The 14,159-nt window shown below is 41.1% G+C and carries 14 protein-coding genes and 3 pseudogenes; 13 read left to right on the top strand and 4 right to left on the bottom strand.

Going from position 1 to position 14,159, the window contains the following annotated elements; all coding sequences use genetic code 11:
• Nucleotides 1-79: 79 nt before the first annotated feature.
• From WA1_RS33465 to WA1_RS33495, 7 genes are all read left to right on the top strand, one after another.
• Nucleotides 80-409: a 4Fe-4S dicluster domain-containing protein gene (locus WA1_RS33465; RefSeq protein ID WP_026134681.1), complete on the top strand. Its 330-nt coding sequence runs from the start codon at nucleotides 80-82 to the stop codon at nucleotides 407-409.
• Nucleotides 410-507: 98 nt separating this feature from the next.
• On the top strand, nucleotides 508-1,728 hold the full coding sequence (locus WA1_RS33470) for a glutathione S-transferase family protein (RefSeq protein ID WP_017743688.1): 1,221 nt from the start codon (nucleotides 508-510) through the stop codon (nucleotides 1,726-1,728).
• A 268-nt stretch (nucleotides 1,729-1,996) separates the two neighbouring features.
• Nucleotides 1,997-3,373: an LLM class flavin-dependent oxidoreductase gene (locus tag WA1_RS33475; protein WP_017743687.1), complete on the top strand. Its 1,377-nt coding sequence runs from the start codon at nucleotides 1,997-1,999 to the stop codon at nucleotides 3,371-3,373.
• Between the two features lie 63 nt (nucleotides 3,374-3,436).
• Nucleotides 3,437-4,351 carry a TauD/TfdA dioxygenase family protein gene (locus WA1_RS33480; RefSeq protein ID WP_017743686.1) on the top strand — a complete coding sequence of 305 codons (915 nt, stop codon included), beginning with the start codon at nucleotides 3,437-3,439 and terminating at the stop codon, nucleotides 4,349-4,351.
• 153 nt (nucleotides 4,352-4,504) lie between these two features.
• A complete protein-coding gene (locus tag WA1_RS33485) occupies nucleotides 4,505-5,098 on the top strand; it encodes a glutathione S-transferase family protein (RefSeq protein ID WP_017743684.1) in 594 nt (197 codons plus the stop codon).
• A 346-nt stretch (nucleotides 5,099-5,444) separates the two neighbouring features.
• Nucleotides 5,445-5,654, top strand: coding sequence for an ABC transporter permease subunit (locus WA1_RS33490; protein WP_272819455.1), 210 nt, complete (start codon nucleotides 5,445-5,447; stop codon nucleotides 5,652-5,654).
• A gap of 18 nt (nucleotides 5,655-5,672) precedes the next feature.
• A complete protein-coding gene (locus tag WA1_RS33495; RefSeq protein ID WP_017743682.1) occupies nucleotides 5,673-6,041 on the top strand; it encodes a hypothetical protein in 369 nt (122 codons plus the stop codon).
• On the opposite strand, the pseudogene WA1_RS33500 reads toward WA1_RS33495, so the two are convergent.
• Nucleotides 6,030-6,614: pseudogene (locus tag WA1_RS33500) on the bottom strand (ISL3 family transposase); the annotation flags it as partial. The gene WA1_RS33495 and the pseudogene WA1_RS33500 overlap by 12 nt on opposite strands.
• Nucleotides 6,615-6,728: 114 nt before the next feature.
• Nucleotides 6,729-7,360, bottom strand: a pseudogene (locus WA1_RS33505) (transposase family protein); the annotation flags it as partial.
• 61 nt (nucleotides 7,361-7,421) lie between these two features.
• Here WA1_RS33505 and WA1_RS61895 point away from each other — a divergent pair.
• A pseudogene (locus WA1_RS61895) lies at nucleotides 7,422-7,673 on the top strand (GFA family protein); the annotation flags it as partial.
• 125 nt (nucleotides 7,674-7,798) lie between these two features.
• Nucleotides 7,799-8,311: a GNAT family N-acetyltransferase gene (locus tag WA1_RS33510; RefSeq protein ID WP_017743680.1), complete on the top strand. Its 513-nt coding sequence runs from the start codon at nucleotides 7,799-7,801 to the stop codon at nucleotides 8,309-8,311.
• A gap of 43 nt (nucleotides 8,312-8,354) precedes the next feature.
• On the opposite strand, the gene WA1_RS33515 is transcribed toward WA1_RS33510, so the two are convergent.
• Both WA1_RS33515 and WA1_RS33520 read right to left on the bottom strand, forming a co-directional pair.
• Nucleotides 8,355-8,900, bottom strand: a complete 546-nt coding sequence (locus tag WA1_RS33515; RefSeq protein ID WP_017743679.1) for a histidine phosphatase family protein — start codon at nucleotides 8,898-8,900, stop codon at nucleotides 8,355-8,357.
• Between the two features lie 308 nt (nucleotides 8,901-9,208).
• Complete coding sequence (locus tag WA1_RS33520) at nucleotides 9,209-9,634, bottom strand: GNAT family N-acetyltransferase (protein WP_017743678.1); 426 nt, start codon at nucleotides 9,632-9,634, stop codon at nucleotides 9,209-9,211.
• A gap of 160 nt (nucleotides 9,635-9,794) precedes the next feature.
• Here WA1_RS33520 and WA1_RS33525 point away from each other — a divergent pair, with 160 nt between their 5' ends.
• The 4 genes from WA1_RS33525 to WA1_RS33540 all read left to right on the top strand — a co-directional run bounded on the left by WA1_RS33525 (nucleotide 9,795) and on the right by WA1_RS33540 (nucleotide 14,018).
• Nucleotides 9,795-10,472 carry an HAD family hydrolase gene (locus WA1_RS33525; protein WP_017743677.1) on the top strand — a complete coding sequence of 226 codons (678 nt, stop codon included), beginning with the start codon at nucleotides 9,795-9,797 and terminating at the stop codon, nucleotides 10,470-10,472.
• A 553-nt stretch (nucleotides 10,473-11,025) separates the two neighbouring features.
• Nucleotides 11,026-11,586, top strand: coding sequence for an NUDIX hydrolase (locus tag WA1_RS33530; protein WP_017743676.1), 561 nt, complete (start codon nucleotides 11,026-11,028; stop codon nucleotides 11,584-11,586).
• Between the two features lie 581 nt (nucleotides 11,587-12,167).
• Nucleotides 12,168-13,220: a histidinol-phosphate transaminase gene (gene hisC, locus WA1_RS33535; protein ID WP_017743675.1), complete on the top strand. Its 1,053-nt coding sequence runs from the start codon at nucleotides 12,168-12,170 to the stop codon at nucleotides 13,218-13,220.
• A 108-nt stretch (nucleotides 13,221-13,328) separates the two neighbouring features.
• A complete protein-coding gene (locus WA1_RS33540; RefSeq protein ID WP_017743674.1) occupies nucleotides 13,329-14,018 on the top strand; it encodes an SDR family NAD(P)-dependent oxidoreductase in 690 nt (229 codons plus the stop codon).
• The last annotated feature ends 141 nt before the right edge of the window (nucleotides 14,019-14,159 follow it).

Raw genomic sequence — 14,159 nt, forward strand, 5'->3', positions numbered from 1 at the left:
GAGAATGTTATTTTTACAAAATCCAAAATCTAAAATCCAATTAATCCAAAATCCAAAATCTAAAATCCAAAATCCCATAATGATTGAATTAGTCAGTGAATCTCGTTGCATTCAATGTAATATTTGTGTAACTGTTTGTCCAACAAACGTCTTTGACAAAGTATCTAATGCTCCTCCTACAATTGCTCGGAAAAGCGATTGTCAAACCTGTTATATTTGTGAATTGTATTGCCCAGTTGATGCTTTATTTGTTGCTCCTCAAGCTGATGAATCTGTTGCAGTTGACGAGGAATGTTTAGTAGATTCGGGATTACTTGGAACTTACCGCAAAAAGTTAGGATGGGGACGAGGAAGGACTCCATCTGCTCAAAGAGAACAGTCTGCTAAATTCTTCAAATATTCTCCATAGGGAGTAGGGAGTGGGGAGTAGGGAGTGGGGGAAAGGTTTTTCATGCATCCTAGTGTATGCAGTTCACGTTCACAATTTTTTTATAGGAGAAGGGAACAATGCCAGTTCAAGAAACAATATCCACTTGGGATCGATTGTTAGAAATTTCTCGAAAAAATACTCCGGCTCGACGGGTACGCAGACCGGGACAATCGCCTTCTACATCTCCCATTCCCAGTGGTCTTCACAAACTAAATTCTGATACACCACCAGTACTGCTTTACCGCGATACCAATTCTTGGTGTCCTTTTTGCGAACGAGTTTGGTTTGCCTTAGAAGAAAAGGAAATCCCCTTTGAAACAGAATTTATCGATTTGAGTAACAAGCCCAAGTGGTATACCGATCTCGTTCCCACAACACTTGTTCCGGCTGCAAAAATTGAAGGCAAATTAGTTTATGAATCTAAAGATATTCTCTTAGCTTTGGAAGAGCGATTTAGTAGTCCGCCTCTGCTTCCTGAAGATCCAGAAGAAAATGCTGTGGCGAGACAGTTAATAGAGAATGCTGAAACAAGTGGTTTTTTGGGTGCTGCTTACAAATTTTTAAGACACCAAACTTCGGATGCGGCTGAGTTAGCCAATTTTCAAACAGACTTGGAAGCTAAATTAGACGAACTTGAAGAAAGCTTGGGAAGATATCCAGGTCTTTATTTTGTTTCAACGTTTAGTTTGGTAGATATTATGTACAGCCCACATTTGGATCGATTGGCTGCTAATTTACCAGTATACCGAGGATATCATATCAAGGGAAATGAACGCTTCCCTCGACTCAATGCTTGGTTTGAGGCAATTAAACAACGTCCTGCTTATCACCGAGTCAAATCGGACAGTACAACCAACAATTTACTTTTGCGTCGCCGATTCGGTTTGCAACCAGTTGGAAATCCATTGCCTCTAGATATAACAGACAGCGAAACACTTCATTATCGAGCAGAAGCTGCTGAACGACTGAGTGATAACCGGGAAGTTGCGATCGCAGATATTGTGAAAAACTCTGGAGTACAAGCATTAGCAGCAGATGGAGATATTACAGGAGTGAAAGAAGCAGTTGAGTGGCATCTTAAACTGTTAGCAGAGTATCTCCTTCATGGAAAAGACTTACCTTTACTAGGTGGAAGGACAGGAGGGAAAGAAAATACCACCGATCCGACTGTAGCAGCCGTCGGAGCTATTACACTTGCCTATGTGAGAAATCGCATTTGTGCTCCTCGTGATATGAGTGCGGGTGCTGCTACGGCATTTCGAGCAGCAGCTGATAAAGTCTTAGCATCACTTTATTGACAAAATTACCCCCCTTAATCCCCCCTTGGAAAGGGGGCAAACTAGATTTCCGGTTCCCTCCCCTTTACAAGAAAAGGGGGGAAATTAAATTTCCGGTTCCCTCCCCTTTACAAGGGGAGGGTTAGGGTGGGGTAAAACATAAGCTCAAATCCAAGGTTCGGATTAGAGTGGGGTAAATATTTAATAAACTTGACTAAATCAACAGATTTATCGGAGAATAACACCATCATTAGTTAGCAAATCTAACAGTTTGAGTTTCATCTAAAAAATGAGCACAAAAAAACAACTAAAATTAGGTGCATTTTTACCAGGTTCCGGGCATCATGTAGCAGCATGGCGACACCCTGACGCACAAGCTGACGGAGGTTTAAACTTTCAGCACTACAAGCGACTCGCTCAGACAGCTGAACGAGGCAAATTTGATATGGTTTTCCTCGCTGATGGTGTAGCTGTAAGGGAACGGGGACAAGGTAAAGAGGCGCTCAGCCGAACTGCAGTTGTTCACTTTGAACCTCTGACCTTACTCTCAGCATTATCAGCCGTAACAGAACATATTGGCTTAACCGCAACAGTCTCAACCACTTACAACGAGCCTTACCACCTAGCTCGTAAATTTGCATCCTTAGACTATTTAAGTGGCGGTCGTGCTGGATGGAATCTTGTGACTTCTGCAACAGAGGTTGAAGCAAAAAACTTCAGCCGCGATCGACATATGGAGCATACGCTACGTTACGAGCGTGCAAAAGAGTTTGTAGATATAGTGACTAAACTCTGGGATAGTTGGGAAGATGACGCTTTCTTACGTGACAAAGAATCAGGTATTTACTTCGACCCTAATAAATTACACATTCCCGATCATCAGGGCGAGCATTTTTCAGTACGAGGACCTCTCAATGTGGCTCGTCCAATCCAAGGGTATCCAGTCATCATTCAAGCAGGGTCATCCGAGGATGGTAAGAATCTAGCTGCACAAACAGCAGAAGTGATTTTTACTGCACAACAAACACTGGAAGAAGCTCAAGCATTTTACACAGATGTCAAGAGTCGATTAATAAAGTATGGACGTTCTTTTGACAGTCTCAAGATTATGCCCGGAATTTTTCCAGTAATTGGCAAAACTGAGCAAGAAGCCAAGGACAAATTCGAGCAAATTCAGCAATTAATCGATCCATCGGTTGGATTGGGATTGCTTGGAGTGATGATAGGTGGATTTGATTTATCTAACTATCCAATAGATGAACCACTTCCAGAACTACCAGAGACTAATGGTGGTAAAAGCCGTCAAAAACTACTGACCGATCTTGCCCATAGAGAAAATTTAACCATCCGGCAATTGTATTTGTGGATTGCTGGCGCACGCGGACATCGGCAGACTGTAGGAACACCAGAACAAATCGCAGATCTGCTTGAAGACTGGTTTGTCAATGGTGGGGCTGATGGATTCAATATCATGCCACCTTATCTACCAGGTGGTTTAGATGATTTTGTAGATTTAGTCATTCCTGAATTGCAGCATCGAGGGTTGTTCCGGACTGAGTACGAAGGTCGAACCCTACGTGAGAATCTCGGTCTGCCCCGTCCAGTAAACCAATTCACTACCCTTGCAGTATCTCCAGAACTAGTAACAGTAGGTGCTTCTACATAATCGCAAAATTGATTAACCCTCTCTAACCCCTAACCCCTAACCCCTACCCCCTAAATTCAACATATGAGTTTTCAAAACTTTGACGTTCAACCAGTCGCAGGACGTATCGGTGCTGAAATCGTAGGTGTTGATTTGAGTGCTGACCTCAGTAAGGAAATTATCAGCGAGATTCGTCAGGCTCTTGTTCAATATAAAGTTATCTTCTTCCGTCGCCAACAGCTAGACGCCAACAGGCAAGTTGCTTTCGCTCGCCGATTTGGTGAAGTGACAACAGCACATCCCACCGTACCATCATTTCCAGGACACCCAGAAGTTTTAGACCTAAATTATGGGCGAACTGTTACCCGTGCCAATAACTGGCACACTGATGTCACCTTCGTAGATCGCCCTCCACTTGGTTCTATTTTGCGAGCGATTGTCATACCTGCAGCCGGAGGAGATACAATTTGGGCAAACTCTGTGACTGCATACCAGGACTTACCCGCCCATCTGCGTAATCTTGCAGACCAACTCTGGGCTATACATAGCAATGCTTTTGACTATGCCGTTACCCCAATTGACCTTTCTGAAGAGGTTAAGGCGTACCGAGATGTCTTCACATCTACTGTATACGAAACACTTCATCCAGTTGTACGCGTTCATCCTGAGTCTGGTGAACGCGGTCTGTTCATTGGCGGTTTTGTTCGCCAAATCCGTGGCTTATCATCAACTGAATCGGCAGATCTTCTCCGACTTTTACAGGCGTATGTGACTCGTCCGGAAAATACTGTTCGTTGGCGTTGGCAAGTTGGCGATGTAGCATTCTGGGACAATCGCGCTACTCAACATTACGCCATTTCTGATTATGGTGACCAGCCCCGCCACGTTCAGCGAGTGACAATCATTGGCGATCGCCCAGTCGGTATCGATGGTAAGCAAAGTGAGGCAATCAAGGGAGACTCTTCTGCTTACAACCAACGCGTATCAGTTGCTGCCTAAGATTGAGAAGGACAGACCAAGTGCCTCTCAGTTTCTCTGTATAATTTGACCTAGAGGGGATTGGTCATGAATGACCAATCCCCTTGAAGGAAAAGACCCCTCCAAACTGGATACATAATCTCAACGTTACCTTCAGGATAATCGTGCTTTTTCATGAGACTTTTCTACACACCGAACTCTCCATACGCACGCATAGCGCGAGTAGCTGCACTGGAACTGAATCTAAGTAATCGGATTAATATGCAAAAAGTTACGGTGCGCGATCCCAATAGTGTCCTTCTGAATTACAATCCTACAGGTAAAGTTCCAACCCTAGTAACTGACGACAAATTTATCTTAAGTGAAACCCGCATTATTTGCGTTTATCTAAATCACTTCAATAATGAAATCAAACTAGTTGCTGATATTTCCAATAGTTTTTTACAGCACCTTGAAGGCATAACCAACGGATTTCTAGATGGCATTGCTGTTTGGGTACGTGAGCGAAGACGTCCACTTAGCGAGCAATCGCCTGGGATTATTGAGCTAGAACATTTCCGTGCGTTGAGGTGTCTGGACTATTTCAATAAAATATTGGATAAACTCGACCAAAGCCCTAAGCTAGCTCATTTAACGCTCAGCTCTGCACTTGGGCTGGAGAACCGTCTTCCCGAACTGCAATGGCGGCAGAAATATCCAAAACTTGCCCATTGGTATGATGAATTCTCTGGACGGCCTTCCATGCAATCGACAATACCAGAGAACTAAAAGCGGTTTAGCAGTTAACAAAATAATTAGGTATACCTAGTAGTCCGCCACACTCGCTTTGGTGGGTTGAGCAATCTTTAAATTCTTCTTCTTTTCCTCTTAACTTTGCGCTCTTTGCGTCTTTGCGGTTTTTTTTCACTCGTCAATTGTGAGTTGATAGACTACTAGATATAGTAAAATTGTATAGTTGTATTGAAAATTATGTCCAGGTACTTGACGATATCGGCGATCCGCGCAATTGAAATGAAACCTCGTCAAATTCCCGATTTCTTCAAGAAGTTAAGAATTTTACCAACCTAACCCACTTAAACCGCCCTCGGATTAAGAGAGAATTAAGACATTAGATATTCCTAATATTTTCATAGGGGCTTTGGTCACAGAACAAGTTTTTCGTGTTCCCGGTATTGGTGCTTTATTGATAGAATCGATCTATCGTAATGATACACCAGTCGTAATGTCGATTACTTTTATCTATGCAATTTTAATTGTTGTTTTTAATCTGGTTGCAGATATTCTTTATGCTTTATTAGATCCTCGAGTTCAGTACACAAAGTAGTACGAATATAAACAATTTATGTTGAGGCGATCGCCAAACCAGACTTCAGAAGAACCGGAAGTTACAGCCTACCCCGCAGTAGAGCAGATAACTCCTTTTGGACAAAAAACCCTCATACAAGAGATCTGGCAGAAATTTCGTCGCAATCGTCAAGCACTATTTGGCAGTGTTGTGCTGTCGATAATAGTGTGTACCATCCTCTTTGGTCCACTTGTGTACGCTACACCTATCAACAAAATTGACTTTGCTCAATCCTCCCTTCCTCCAAGTTGGGAACATCCATTTGGAACTAACGATCTGGGTCAAGATATTCTAGCAAGGATGTTGTACGGCGGACGGATATCAATCGCAGTAGGAATTTTGGCTCTTCCGTACTTAACGTGCTAAATTAACATCATAGTGCCAAGAAAGTAAAGCTCTAATTTCAAAATTACGGAAGTCCTTAAAGCCACATCCACTTCTTTTTATTAGTTTCAATTTATTATTAATTCCTTCTACAACACCATTAGTAGTTTTGTTATCAAAATATCCTGCTACTTCTCCAAACCATCGTTTAATTGTATTAACACTTTTTTGATATAATGGTCCATCTTTTTCTAACCAATCAAGTAGCCCTAATATTCCTGTTCCTGGGTCTTCACTCGTATCAAATAAATTACGGAATTCTTCTTTCAATGAATGCATTGTTGCTATTAAAGGAGATGCTTCTCTAATTATATCTAATTTTATTTTTTGTTGATCAGTGAGGTTATCTTCTGCTTTTAAAATTGTATATTTATTACCTTTTAAACTATCAAATACTTTTTCTCTTGATTCAATATTTAATGACAAAGCTGCTTTTTTTTCTGCTATTCTGGCTTGGTTTAACTCTTCGTGTATTAATTTGCGAAGATGGAATCTATCCACTGTAATAACGGCGTTTGAGCATATCTTCTCAACTAAATTTTTATAATTTCCGGTCACGGGGGTCTTACACGTAGAAAAAGGGGGAACCTTATTTGGGATATCCTGCACTACCCCTCTATAAATAAAGGGGCTTGAAGGTTCCCCCTTTTTCTGGGGACAATGCGTCGTCAGATCCATACTTACTTCTTCTATTTGTTCTAAAACTTCTTCTCCCCACATTTTTATCACATTTTCTATGACAATTTGTTTTCTCTCTTTTACTAATCCTATTAATTTTCCTGAATCTGCAACTCAGAGCACACAATAAATTTACCTTGACCTTTAACTAAACTTATTTCATCTATTCCTAACCTCTTCAAATTACTAACATTTATTGGTAAAATATCTTTAACTATATCTTCAAGCATCGAATAAACTTCTTCTTCACTTAATCCATTATTTTTGGCTACATTACTTACATCGCTATTAATAAGTTGTTTAATAACACTTTCCGCATAACGATGCGTATATTTTCTTCTTACTCCTACAAAGTCGAGTTCTTCGTTAAACGTTTTACGACATTTTTTACATTTAAATCTTCGTCTATTTATGTTTAGTATTACTTCTTTATCTCCCATCGGCAAATCTTTTATTAAGTAATTTTGGTTTTGGTGTAAATGACGCGACTCTTTACCGCACTGTGGGCAGACTGCATTTTTAGTCTTTTTAGTTACTGATAAAATTAAGGTTTTCCCCTCTTGTAGACTGGATTCCACTACTACTTCAGGTAAATTTAACAATTCACTCAAAACCCTTTTCATAACTGATTTTACTGAAATACAAGATAGTTACTTTAATATTTTAGCACGTTAAGTACGGAAGATCCATGATTGCAGGAAAACCACAGGTAGCGCTTTTAATATTGGGATTAAGGTTGATGCACTGAGTCTCCGTGTTGTCTCAGGTCACGTCAAGAGCTACACAAAAACTGCGGGTAGTGGCAACACAATCACTCGTGAATTTTGCCCGGAGTGCGGTTCGCCTTTATTTACTAGAGCCTTTGCTAAGCCAGAGTTTGTTTGGATTAAAGCTGGAAGTCTAGACGATCCAACACTAGTTAAACCAACATATCAAATTTGGAGCGATCGCGCAGTGCCGTGGGCTTATATTGATGCCGAACTGCCTAGCTTTCCAGGTAACCGTACTGTCGTAGAAACAAAAGACGCCCAACCCACAGTTCCAGCAGACAAACAAAAACAATGAAAGTAGAGACACAACACCTCATTCTCAAAGAATTTCAACTAGAAGACTTTCAGCAGCTCGCACCGATACTTGCCAACCCACAAGTCATGAAATTTTCTCTAGCAGGTACTCTTTCAGCTTGGCAAACACAGGAAAAAATAGCAAACTTCATTGCTTCCTATGCAAAATATGGTTTTGGTAAATGGGCTGTTATCTTTAAAGAAAGCAATGAGTTGATTGGCTATTGTGGGATAGCAGTTGAAGAAATTGATAATCAAGCAGAAAAAGAAATTGGCTATCGACTCGATCCAAGGTTTTGGGGTAGAGGTCTGGCAACGGAAGCGGTGACAGCAGCTTTGCGATATGGATTCGCTCAACTTAAACTCCCATATATTCTTGGTATTGTTGAACGTGAGAATATGAAATCAGTAAGAGTTCTCAAGAAGTTAGGAATGATATATAAGAGAGATACCATATATCGTGGGATCGAAATGAATGTGTATCGAGTAACTCAAAATGTCTATCTATAAAAAAGCTTCGTCAAAGTCTCGTTGTAGTACTAGAAGCAAGTTACTATTCATGCCATATACGCTTAACTTCTACATGACCTTTGCCAATCACAACATTATATATGTCTGGATTTGTCAAACTCTGCCACTCAGCAAAACCTATCTGCTCGTTAAAATATTTTAATAGCAAGGTCATTAAATTACCATGGGTGACAATAAGCGTGACCTTAGCATCATGTAGCAAAATTTCATCAACTACTGCAACTGCTCGTTGCATTGCGGTACGGCTTGACTCACCACCCATCAAACACAAATCGAAATCGTCAAAAGTCTGGCGCAGTTGTTCAAGCCAATCGGGAAGCATTATCGTACTTAATACTCGTTCCCTTAGTCGATCGTCAAAGTCAATGGTAATACCTAAGTTTTCAGCAAGAGGTGTGATAGATTGATACGCTCTGACAAAAGGACTAGAGACAATGCGTTCGATCTGAATTCTCGAAAAAAAGTCGGCGAGTAACTTGGCTTGTACTTTACCCTCCTTTGTGAGTGGAGCATCAGGCTGTTGTCCTGATGCTTGACAGTGCCTAACTACATATAAAACTTTGTTCATAGACTAATACGGTTGGGTTGAGGAACGAAACCCAACATTTTCGCGGCACCCTTGGGTAACGCTATCGCTCTACCCAACCTACAATTATCCTTAACTGAACCGTATTGGTTCATAGACGGGAAAAAGTAAAATCAAAACAAATGTATATCCGGTAGTTAAAAATGTCAACCGAATAGTTGTGTTGCAAAAACTTGTATGTAGACTTCTTGTAAAAAGATACTCTAGAGATTTGGTACAGTAGTCAAGATGGAAGCAAAAAAACCAGTTTTTCTGCCAACTATATTTGTACATTCTGATACAGAGACTTGTTATGGGGCTGGCAATCGGCACATTAGAATGACGTTCATTCCCCTGGAAATGTAGCTATCGAATCGCTCACGCAATAGGACTGGAACTTCAACTGGTGAAACTTCTTGAAACCCTACTTGTTGATAGAACGATCGCAGATGCTGCCACGGAATACAGTAACAAACTCCATCGACAAGTTGCTTAGCACAAGCCTGAAGCAGCTGTGTACCAATACCTTGACCCTGAAACGGAGCAAGAACTTGCATCCCTCGAAGCACGAAGAACCCAGTGTCGGCACACAAACGCACTGCACCTACAATTTTTCCCTCTGATTGAGCAATAAGTATCAGATCTTCCTTACTCAGACCACCTCCATAACCGCACTGGTTGTAAAAAACTTTAATGTCTTGAATATCATGGGGTTTTGCTTGGCTAATTGTTGGCATGGTGCCATACGGAATGGATTAACCTTTACTTAATCTTATTGCTTTGAAAGTGCAGACAAGCTCAAACAATATATTCTTCTAAAGAATCTCTTGAAGCTATTACCGAGCAAGGAAGTAGAATCAAAATGAACATAGATCGAGTCACTAAAAATATCTATCTATGAAAATGCTTTCCAAAGCTGTTCTTTTTGATTTAGATGGGACATTAACCGATCCCAAGCTTGGTATCACTCGCTGCATTCAGTATGCTCTGTCTGAAATGGGTTACAAACCACCTGATGGCGATCGCTTGCATTGGTGTATTGGTCCTCCACTGAAAAATAGTTTTTCACAGTTACTGAACACCTCAGAAGACAAGCTACTTGAGCGGGCAATTTCACTTTATCGCAGTCGCTTTTCCACAGTTGGGTTATTTGAAAATTCGCTTTATCCTCAAATTCCAGAAACCTTACAAACTATTCGCTCTGCTGGCTATAAAACTTTTGTTGCGACTTCAAAACCGTATATCTATGCTACGCGTATTATTGAGCATTTTGCCTTGTCACCATTGTTCGATGGCGTTTATGGTAGTGAACTTGATGGAACTCGAAGTGTCAAAGGTGATTTGATTCACCACATCTTACTGAAAGAACAGCTTTCTCCCTCTGCTACAGTTATGGTGGGCGATCGCTTACACGATATCATTGGAGCAAAGCAACATAATATTGCTTCGATTGGCGTGACTTATGGCTATGGGACTGAACAGGAGTTGAAGGTTAATGGTGCTGACTCGATCGCTCGTTTTCCAGATGATATTCCAATGTTGCTTAAGGATTTAAGATTGAAAATGTTCTCCTAACAACTACTACAAAGCTGGGAAATGACGAACTATTTCCGCGCTAATATCATTCGTAACAAGTTAAAAACAAGTGTATTTTGTCAATACATCTTAATATAGAAATTGCTCTGTATAAGAATGATAATAAAAAAGGGAGGACGGGGGACGCACTAATCTATACAAAACGCGCAATCCTTGTCAAAAAGAGCGGGTTTTTCTCAGTAGGGATACGGTATATTATAAAGGAGTAATAGATGACAAGCTTTCCAGAGTAGTATAGCCAGTCAAAAAGCGACTTGACGGAATTAGCTTGTAACTAGTGAAAAGCTAGGATTAAATCGAGACCGAGGTGCTATTCCTCTGATGAAGCAAGTGATTCAAGCTCGTTGTTCTATTACCCCTCCACCTCTTGCAATACCTGTCTAAACCCTATTTTCTGTCTTCCTAAAAGAGTCGCACCCCTGAAGAATAACAAAGAATGTAAGTAACTGTGCTTTTACTCATAATTTGACGTGCGATATCAATCATAGGTGGCCACTCAAAGTATCATTTTTTATTATGGAGATAAAAAAATATGGGTGTCAGTCCCTGGAAAACTCTTGAATCTCGGTACATTCATTCCGACAGGTGGCTCACGCTTAGAGCAGACCGCTGTTTGACACCTGAAGGGCACACGATTGAACCATACTATGTAATAGAGGCAAAAGAATGGGTTCACATTTTCGCTATTAACAAGCAGTCTGAAGTTCTGATAACACGGCAATATCGGCATGGGGCTGGGATTGTATGCTACGAGCTTCCCTGCGGTGAAGTTGAGGAAACAGACACCTCTGTGGTTGAGGCAGCAAAGCGGGAATTGCTTGAGGAAACTGGCTGTTCAGCCGCTCATTTTGAGCTTGTCGGGTCAAGCTTCGCGAACCCTGCGCGACAAACTAACCGGATTCATAGCTTCATTTGCTACGATACCGCTAGTGTACGAGAACCGTCACATGATAATAATGAAGTGTTGGATTTTAAATTTATTCGGCTCGACGAACTGTTCAAGTTGATTGAGAACGGCACTTTCTCCCAATCGCTACACCTTGGAAGTGTATTCCTCGCACTGCGTCAGATGAAAGCAACCGAATATTTTTGATATGTATCGGCTCAATAACTGGGGGTAGGAGAAAAAATTAGAAAGATCAAAAGTACACGCTCTCGTCTTAAAAACAGATACTAGTAGTTCACCACAGTGATTTTGACAGGTGTCCAGGTTACTGAGAAACTAGTACACATTGGCTTAAGTCCTGTACCCATGTCAAAACCTAAATTTGACCAAATGTTTGAGTCGTAAAAGATGGGTACTTTATTTACGCTGTGCGGTACTAGTAGAAAATCCCGGTATCCACAAATGGCAGAAAAGTACATCGTTAACCTCACACAAGAGGAATATTCATCACTAATCGCCTTAACCAGTAACGGCAAGACATCGAGCAGAATCCTCAACCTCAATATCCCACGATTCTCTAATGTTTTTTCTAACTAGCTCTAAATTCTTTGGATGGCGCAAAGCAACATAATATTGCTTCGATTGGCGTGACTTATGGTTAGGGGACTGAACAAGAGTTAAAGGTTAACGGTGCTGACTCGATCGCTCGTTTTCCAGATGATATTCCAATGTTGCTTAAGGATTTAAGATTGAAAATGTTCTCCTAACAAATACTATAAAGCTGGGAAATGACAAATTATTTCCGCTCTAATATTGACTTAATGCCTGCTTATACCCCCAGCGAGCAGATCGAACCCAGTGCCAAGATTATTAAACTCAACAGTAATGAGAACCCATATCCTCCCTCTCCTACAGTTATGGAAGTGCTGCGAAACTTTGATGGGGAATTATTGCGACGATATCCAAATGCGTTTGCACAGGAGTTTCGACAAGCAGCAAGTCAAGCTTTAGGAGTTCCGGTTGATTGGATTATTACTGGAAATGGAAGTGATGAACTGTTGAGTGTTGTGATGCGAGTTTGTGCAGAACCAGGGCGCAAGGTAGTCTATCCAGTGCCAACATATGTGCTATATCGTACATTGACCCAGATGCAAGCTGCAGAAAGTGTTGAAATTCCCTATAGTGAGGACTACCGTTTACCCCTTGAGGAACTGATTGCCGTGAATGGCTCTGTAACATTTATTGCATCCCCTAATAGTCCTTCAGGGCATATGGTTCCTATAGACGATCTCCGGAAGCTTGCAACTCATCTATCAGGAATTTTAGCGATCGATGAAGCCTATGTAGATTTTGCTGAAGAAAATGCATTAGATTTAACTCAAGAATTTGAAAATGTTATCTCACTCAGAACCCTTTCCAAAGGCTACTCATTGGCGGGTGTGCGGTTGGGATTTGCGATCACAAACCCTAAGTTGCTCAGTGCATTGTATAAGGTAAAGGATAGCTATAACGTTGATGCGATCGCCTGCGCGGTTGGGGTGGCGGCGATGAATGACCAAGCTTATAAAAATGCTTGTATAGAAAAGATTAAAGCATCACGAACAAAGCTAGCAATCGAGTTGAAACAATTGGGCTTTCGTGTTTGGGATTCTCAAACAAATTTCTTACTAGTGCAACCAAGAGAGGTAAATGCAGAAGAACTGTTTCAAAGGTTAAAGGAACGCAAGATTTTAGTGCGTTATTTCCAACAGCCAAGATTGGATGATAAATTACGTATCACTATTGGTACTAATGAGCAAAATCAATTCCTCGTACAAACGCTGGTTTCACTTATTAAATAGATTTACTATAGCAATCCTAGTAAAAATTCCCATACAATGGCTATTGGCAAAAAGTAAAAAATCCAGTAATCGACTGTATTGATTCTTAAATCGAGGAACAATCAGCAAATGACAACTACCGCATTAATCGTTGGCGCGGGTAGTGGACTCAGTGCGTCCTTAGCCCGCCTGTTTGCAGCCGAAGGGATAAAAGTTGCTTTAGCAGCACGGCGAATTGATAAGCTCAGTGCATTATCTCAAGATATTGGAGCTATGAGTTTTGCCTGTGATGCTTCTAAACCGGATGAGGTCAACCAACTATTCAATGATGTCGAACAAAAGTTGGGAGTACCAACGGTAGTTGTTTATAATCCTAGCTTGCGAATAGCGGCTCCACTCATTGAACTCGATCCAATTGAAGTCGCTAAATCATTAGAGATTACAGCATATGGAGGTTTTTTAATAGCACAGGCGGCTGCCAAACGTATGTTAACTTTGGGTGGAGGAGCTATTTTCTTTACAGGTGCTTCCGCTAGCGTTAAAGGTTATCCTCAGTCTGCACCTTTTGCAATGGGCAAATTTGCCCTACGAGGTTTAGCTCAAAGCATTGCTCGTGAACTGGCTCCTCAAAATATCCACGTGGCACATTTCATCATTGATGGCTCAATCCGTTCTGATACACGTCAGGAACCAGATGACAAGCCTGATAGCTTGCTCGATCCCGATGCAATTGCTCAAACTTATCTCAACATTTTGCGTCAGCCTCGCAATGCTTGGACATGGGAAGTCGAATTGCGACCTTGGGTTGAGCGATTTTAATAAAAAGGAGTCATCCATGACGTTCAGTCGGCATCAATCCCGCACCACAGTAAATTTTGGGATATTTTTTATTTAGAAGTCCCTAACTTGTTTTCAATCAAAAACTATGATAAGGTAACGTACAGTAAAAGTACAGTAAAT

The organism is Scytonema hofmannii PCC 7110 (assembly GCF_000346485.2).
Taxonomy (GTDB): Bacteria; Cyanobacteriota; Cyanobacteriia; order Cyanobacteriales; family Nostocaceae; genus Scytonema; species Scytonema hofmannii.

Excerpts from the sequence above, each read along its gene's own strand:
- WA1_RS33465 (WP_026134681.1), top strand. The coding sequence starts at position 80 with ATGATTGAATTAGTCAGTGAATCTCGTTGCATTCAATGTAATATTTGT.
- WA1_RS33470 (WP_017743688.1), top strand. The coding sequence starts at position 508 with ATGCCAGTTCAAGAAACAATATCCACTTGGGATCGATTGTTAGAAATT.
- WA1_RS33475 (WP_017743687.1), top strand. The coding sequence starts at position 1,997 with ATGAGCACAAAAAAACAACTAAAATTAGGTGCATTTTTACCAGGTTCC.
- WA1_RS33480 (WP_017743686.1), top strand. The coding sequence starts at position 3,437 with ATGAGTTTTCAAAACTTTGACGTTCAACCAGTCGCAGGACGTATCGGT.
- WA1_RS33485 (WP_017743684.1), top strand. The coding sequence starts at position 4,505 with ATGAGACTTTTCTACACACCGAACTCTCCATACGCACGCATAGCGCGA.
- WA1_RS33495 (WP_017743682.1), top strand. The coding sequence starts at position 5,673 with ATGTTGAGGCGATCGCCAAACCAGACTTCAGAAGAACCGGAAGTTACA.
- WA1_RS33510 (WP_017743680.1), top strand. The coding sequence starts at position 7,799 with ATGAAAGTAGAGACACAACACCTCATTCTCAAAGAATTTCAACTAGAA.
- WA1_RS33515 (WP_017743679.1), bottom strand. The coding sequence starts at position 8,900 with ATGAACAAAGTTTTATATGTAGTTAGGCACTGTCAAGCATCAGGACAA.
- WA1_RS33520 (WP_017743678.1), bottom strand. The coding sequence starts at position 9,634 with ATGCCAACAATTAGCCAAGCAAAACCCCATGATATTCAAGACATTAAA.
- WA1_RS33525 (WP_017743677.1), top strand. The coding sequence starts at position 9,795 with ATGAAAATGCTTTCCAAAGCTGTTCTTTTTGATTTAGATGGGACATTA.
- WA1_RS33530 (WP_017743676.1), top strand. The coding sequence starts at position 11,026 with ATGGGTGTCAGTCCCTGGAAAACTCTTGAATCTCGGTACATTCATTCC.
- hisC (WP_017743675.1), top strand. The coding sequence starts at position 12,168 with ATGACAAATTATTTCCGCTCTAATATTGACTTAATGCCTGCTTATACC.
- WA1_RS33540 (WP_017743674.1), top strand. The coding sequence starts at position 13,329 with ATGACAACTACCGCATTAATCGTTGGCGCGGGTAGTGGACTCAGTGCG.